Raw genomic sequence first — 4,559 nt, 5'->3', positions numbered from 1 at the left:
ACTCTAATTTAACGAGCGTTAGGAAATACTCTTCGAACGGTTTCAGTAAACTCTTCAAATAACCCTTTTACTGGAGCGCCTTCATTAATTCTGTTTCCATAATCCCTCATACGCTCTACAAAGTCAGGATTAGATGATACAAATACGTCTCGAATATCTGGATCTGTCGCTCTTACTTGATCGGCAATCTTCTTTTCTAAACGATCTGTTACTTCTCCTTTTGTTCCATCACGTAAAACAACTGCCACATAGGCATTTCGGTTTGTAACAATCACACTTGCACTGTCTACTTCGTCTAATTTAGCAATACGATCTGCAGCCTTATCAGCTACCTCTAATCGTGTCTGATTATTATCATCTACATTATTATTCTGGGTTCCATCGGATTGGAATCCCACATCTCGTGGTCCATTGTTGCGATCATTTTCTGCCTTTTGTTCAGAAGGTTCTTCAGTTGGATCGGGCTCAGCTTCATCCTTTTTATCATTACAACCGAAAAGGAATCCTACAGATAAAATGGTGGATAGAAGGCCAAATAAATATTTTCTTTTTTTCATCTTGTCTTACTCCTTTCATTTTAACATAACATTTCTTCCGTTATTATCCGTTTAAAGAAAGGAGAGTATACTAGCTTTTTTATATACTGTTTAACTATCTTTACTCTTTAACCTCAAAATTCTTATTGTTTGATGAAGTGAATTAGTAATTATGTAACTGTTCAAATCTCGCAGATATAAAGGGAAAGTGAAGCTGATTGAAACTGAACCATCTTTTCGCGCATAAATATAAAACATTTACATAAAATGGATGAATGTAAAAAGCATAAGAACTATTTTTCTTTGTCATACTATAATGGAAAGTTATTAAATTTTTGGAGGAATCATTCATGACAGTAATCAATCAAGTTAAACAAACTCTAGCTGGTTTAAAAAGCGCACAAGCAAGTTTTGAAGGTTTTGCTTTAGCAACTGATAATCAACAGGCAAAGCAATTATATCAAGATGCTGCTCAACAAACGCAAGCGATTGTTGACACACTCTCTCCACGTGTTCAACAAATTGAACAAGAAGAGCCTCAATACAAACAATAAGAATACGATAAAAAGGTTGGTTCAATTAACCAACCTTTTTACACTTCAATTCTTGAGTAGAAACGGACAGGTGATTGGATGAAAAGAAAGATAAGAAGATTAAATCATTTTCTTTTTTTAGCCATGATTATTGTATATATATCCGGATGTACGGGGCAACAGAATCAGTCGGCTAATGACAATAATGATACAACGATCGTCAAAGTACATACAAGCAAACCCATTAATCAAACAGTTGCCAATCAAGCAAAAGAAAAGATCATAAAAGAGGAAGAAGTTTCGGCTGTGAAAGCAGTAAATACCGATAAAGAGCTGTTAATGGCGATAAAAGTAGATCAATTTCATCGCTTTCAATTAAAAAAAATCAAAAAGAACGTGAAAACAGACGTAGAAAAAGCGTATCCGGATTATAAAGTCTTAGTTTCAACTGATCAAAAAATCTATTGGGAGTTGGAACAATTAGAAGAAAAACTGCAAAAAGACAAGACAAAGAAAAAAACATTAAAAAGAGAATTTAACAATATTAAAAACCTTATGAAAGAAAAAGCGTGATGAAAGAGGTATACACATGTCAAATAATCAAAAGAAACAATTAACACCTGTCCAACAGGAATATCAAGATCTTGAAAAACAGAAAGAAACCAAGAGACCAGTAGTTAAAAATTGTATCAAAGCTTTTTTTACGGGTGGGATCATTTGTCTTATTGGCCAAGCTATTCAACTGTTTTATATTTATTATTTTGATTTTACAGATCAAACGGCCGGAAACCCAACAGTAGGGACCATGATTTTTATTGCTATGCTTCTAACAGGCTTCGGTGTTTACGATCGAATTGCTCAATTTGGAGGTGCCGGTTCTGCGGTTCCCGTTACCGGCTTTGGAAATGCCGTCATATCAGCATGTATTGAACATCGAACGGAAGGATTTGTCTTAGGTGTTGGTGGTAATATGTTTAAGTTAGCTGGCTCCGTCATTTTATTTGGTACCTTTTCGGCATTTGTTATTGCGACCATTAAAACGATTCTCATACAGTGGGGTGGCTTGTAATGCTTACGGGACATCGTACATGGGTCTTTGATCAAAAACCTGTCATTATCTCCACTGGAACGGTCGGAGGACCTTTTGAAGCAAAAGGAGCACTTGCTAATGATTTTGATTTACTTCATTCTGATTTATGGTTAGAACAGGATTCTTATGAAAAAGCGCACAAGGTTTTGTTAGAAGAAGCGAGTCAAAAAGCCATCGAAAAAGCAGGTCTTCAAAAGGAACAGGTTCAGTTTTTCCTTGGAGGAGATCTGATTAATCAAATTACGCCCACTAGTTTTGCTTGCCGAACACTTGGCACACCGTACCTTGGATTATTTGGTGCTTGTTCTACATCCATGGAAGGACTGGCTCTTGGTGCTTACTTAGTTAACACAAAAGGAGCTAACTATTTGTTAACTGGTGCTTCGAGTCACAATACCGCCGTCGAAAAACAATTTCGTTATCCAACCGAATACGGTGGACAAAAACCACCTACTGCTCAATGGACAGTGACAGGTGCTGGCGTTGCTTTGTTAAGTGATTCTGGAGAGGGACCTCGTGTGACCTCTGCAACGATTGGACGCGTGATCGATATGGGAATGACGGATCCATTTAATATGGGAGGAGCAATGGCTCCGGCGGCTGTTGATACCATTGAAGCACATCTTACTGAGCGAAATCTTGATCCATCTTATTATGATTTGATTGTAACGGGAGATCTTGGCCACATTGGACGAGAAGTCTCACTTGATTTATTTAAAAAACATGGAACACCAATACGTGAAGAACAATATCAAGATTGTGGCCTTATGATTTATCGAGAAGGACAGCCAGTTCTATCTGGCGCTAGTGGGCCAGGATGTTCAGCAACCGTTGTATATGGTCATCTATTAAACCGAATGAAAAAAGGCGAATTTAAACGAATATTAGTCGTAGCAACAGGTGCTTTATTATCGCCATTAAGCTTTCAGCAGAGTGAAACTATTCCTTGTATCGCTCATGCGGTATCAATTGAATATGGAGGTGAATAAGAGCTATGATTTTCTTTTGGGCTTTTGTTGTAGGAGGTTTGATCTGCGTTATTGGGCAAATTATGTTTGATGTATTTAAACTTACACCAGCACATACCTTAAGTACATTTGTAGTGATTGGCGCTCTTCTAGATGGGTTTGGTTTATACGAACCTTTTATCGATTTTGCAGGAGCAGGAGCGACCGTTCCTATTACAAGTTTCGGAAATTCTCTTGTACATGGGGCAATGGCTGAAGCCGAAAAACATGGGTTAGTAGGTGTTATTTCAGGAATGTTTGAAGTAACAAGTGCCGGAATTTCAGCCGCCATTATTTTTGGAATGATTGGCGCTATATTTTTTAAACCAAAAGGATAAGGAGGATGTAAAATGACGATTGCATCAGATGTGAAACAATGTCTTGTCAGTCTTAAAGGAGTAGAAGCTGGTTTATCCAATTTAGCATTACGAACTCAAGATGATCAATCAAAGCAGACTTTGCACGAAACGATGAATGTCATGAATGAAATCGTAACAGATTTAAAAAATCGAGTGGGAGAATTAGAGAGAGAAGAAGCCCAATATAAAGGTTTTTAAGACGAACAGCTTTTTCTAATTTTATAGGAGGTGTAAAAGATGCCAGATTGGTTAATTGTAGTTTTGCGGTCTTTATTGTTTTTAGTTGTTCTTTTTGCTATTACAAAATGGTTAGGTAAAAAACAAATATCTGAGCTTTCCTTCGTTGAATATGTCACCGGTATTACCATTGGTAATATAGGAGCAGAAATGGCCACGGGAATTGAGAAAAGCATTATTAATGGGATACTTAGTATCGTAACCTTTGCGATAGTACCCTTCTTAGTAGGCATCATTTCCTTGAAAAATAAACCTTTTCGCGACTTTATAGAGGGGAAAGGGACGGTTTTTATCAAAGATGGAAAAATCATGGAAGATAATTTAAAAAAGGAAAAATACACAATCGATGAATTGTTAGATTTACTTCGAAAGAAAAGTGTCTATCAGGCAGCTGATGTGGAATTTGCGGTATTAGAGGCAACCGGCGATCTCAACGTCTTGTTAAAGAAAGAAAATCGACCGTTAACCGCAAAAGATTTAGGTGTGGCCGTTGCTCCAAGTAAGGAACCTCAGACAGTTATTATGGACGGTGAAATATTGGATGAACCACTATCGACAATCGGTCAAAGCAGAAGGTGGTTACACACTGAACTAGAAAAACTAGGAGTTACCATTGAAAATGTCTTTCTTGGGCAGGTAGATTCTTATGGGCAATTAACCGTTGACCTTTTTGATGATAAACTTCAAGTTCCTTCTCCTCAAGAAAAGCCTTTATTACTTTCAACTATGAAAAAATGTCAGGCGGACTTAGAATTATTTGCGCTTGGGACAGAAGCAGAAAAAGCGAAACATATGTA

8 protein-coding genes are annotated in these 4,559 nt (G+C 37.2%); 7 read left to right on the top strand and 1 reads right to left on the bottom strand.

Annotation, left to right across the window (positions count from 1 at the left end; translation table 11 throughout):
• Positions 1-8: 8 nt before the first annotated feature.
• A complete protein-coding gene (locus tag OK414_RS27560; protein ID WP_263046346.1) occupies positions 9-557 on the bottom strand; it encodes a YhcN/YlaJ family sporulation lipoprotein in 549 nt (182 codons plus the stop codon).
• 329 nt (positions 558-886) lie between these two features.
• Between OK414_RS27560 and OK414_RS27555 the strand changes: the two genes are divergently transcribed.
• The 7 genes from OK414_RS27555 to OK414_RS27525 all read left to right on the top strand — a co-directional run.
• Entirely contained in the window at positions 887-1,090 is a 204-nt protein-coding gene (locus OK414_RS27555; RefSeq protein WP_034655729.1) for a DUF1657 domain-containing protein, read from the top strand.
• Positions 1,091-1,168: 78 nt separating this feature from the next.
• On the top strand, positions 1,169-1,642 hold the full coding sequence (locus OK414_RS27550) for a YhcN/YlaJ family sporulation lipoprotein (RefSeq protein WP_263046345.1): 474 nt from the start codon (positions 1,169-1,171) through the stop codon (positions 1,640-1,642).
• Positions 1,643-1,658: 16 nt separating this feature from the next.
• Positions 1,659-2,138 (top strand): stage V sporulation protein AC, encoded by a 480-nt coding sequence (gene spoVAC, locus OK414_RS27545; protein WP_034655733.1) that lies wholly within the window; start codon positions 1,659-1,661, stop codon positions 2,136-2,138.
• Positions 2,138-3,148, top strand: coding sequence for a stage V sporulation protein AD (gene spoVAD / locus OK414_RS27540; protein ID WP_076513125.1), 1,011 nt, complete (start codon positions 2,138-2,140; stop codon positions 3,146-3,148). Before spoVAC ends, spoVAD begins: the two co-directional genes overlap by 1 nt.
• 5 nt (positions 3,149-3,153) lie before the next feature.
• The gene (gene spoVAE / locus OK414_RS27535) at positions 3,154-3,504 is read left to right on the top strand and encodes a stage V sporulation protein AE (protein WP_034655737.1); all 351 of its coding nucleotides are present in this window, start codon (positions 3,154-3,156) and stop codon (positions 3,502-3,504) included.
• A gap of 12 nt (positions 3,505-3,516) precedes the next feature.
• Complete coding sequence (locus tag OK414_RS27530; RefSeq protein WP_034655740.1) at positions 3,517-3,723, top strand: DUF1657 domain-containing protein; 207 nt, start codon at positions 3,517-3,519, stop codon at positions 3,721-3,723.
• 39 nt (positions 3,724-3,762) lie between these two features.
• Positions 3,763-4,559: DUF421 domain-containing protein (locus OK414_RS27525; protein ID WP_263046344.1), on the top strand; the 797-nt coding region annotated here is incomplete at its 3' end.

The sequence above is a fragment of the Priestia sp. JV24 genome, from assembly GCF_025910025.1.
Classification (GTDB): domain Bacteria; phylum Bacillota; class Bacilli; order Bacillales; family Bacillaceae_H; genus Priestia; species Priestia megaterium.
This window is presented reverse-complemented; position numbering and strand designations above follow the sequence as displayed.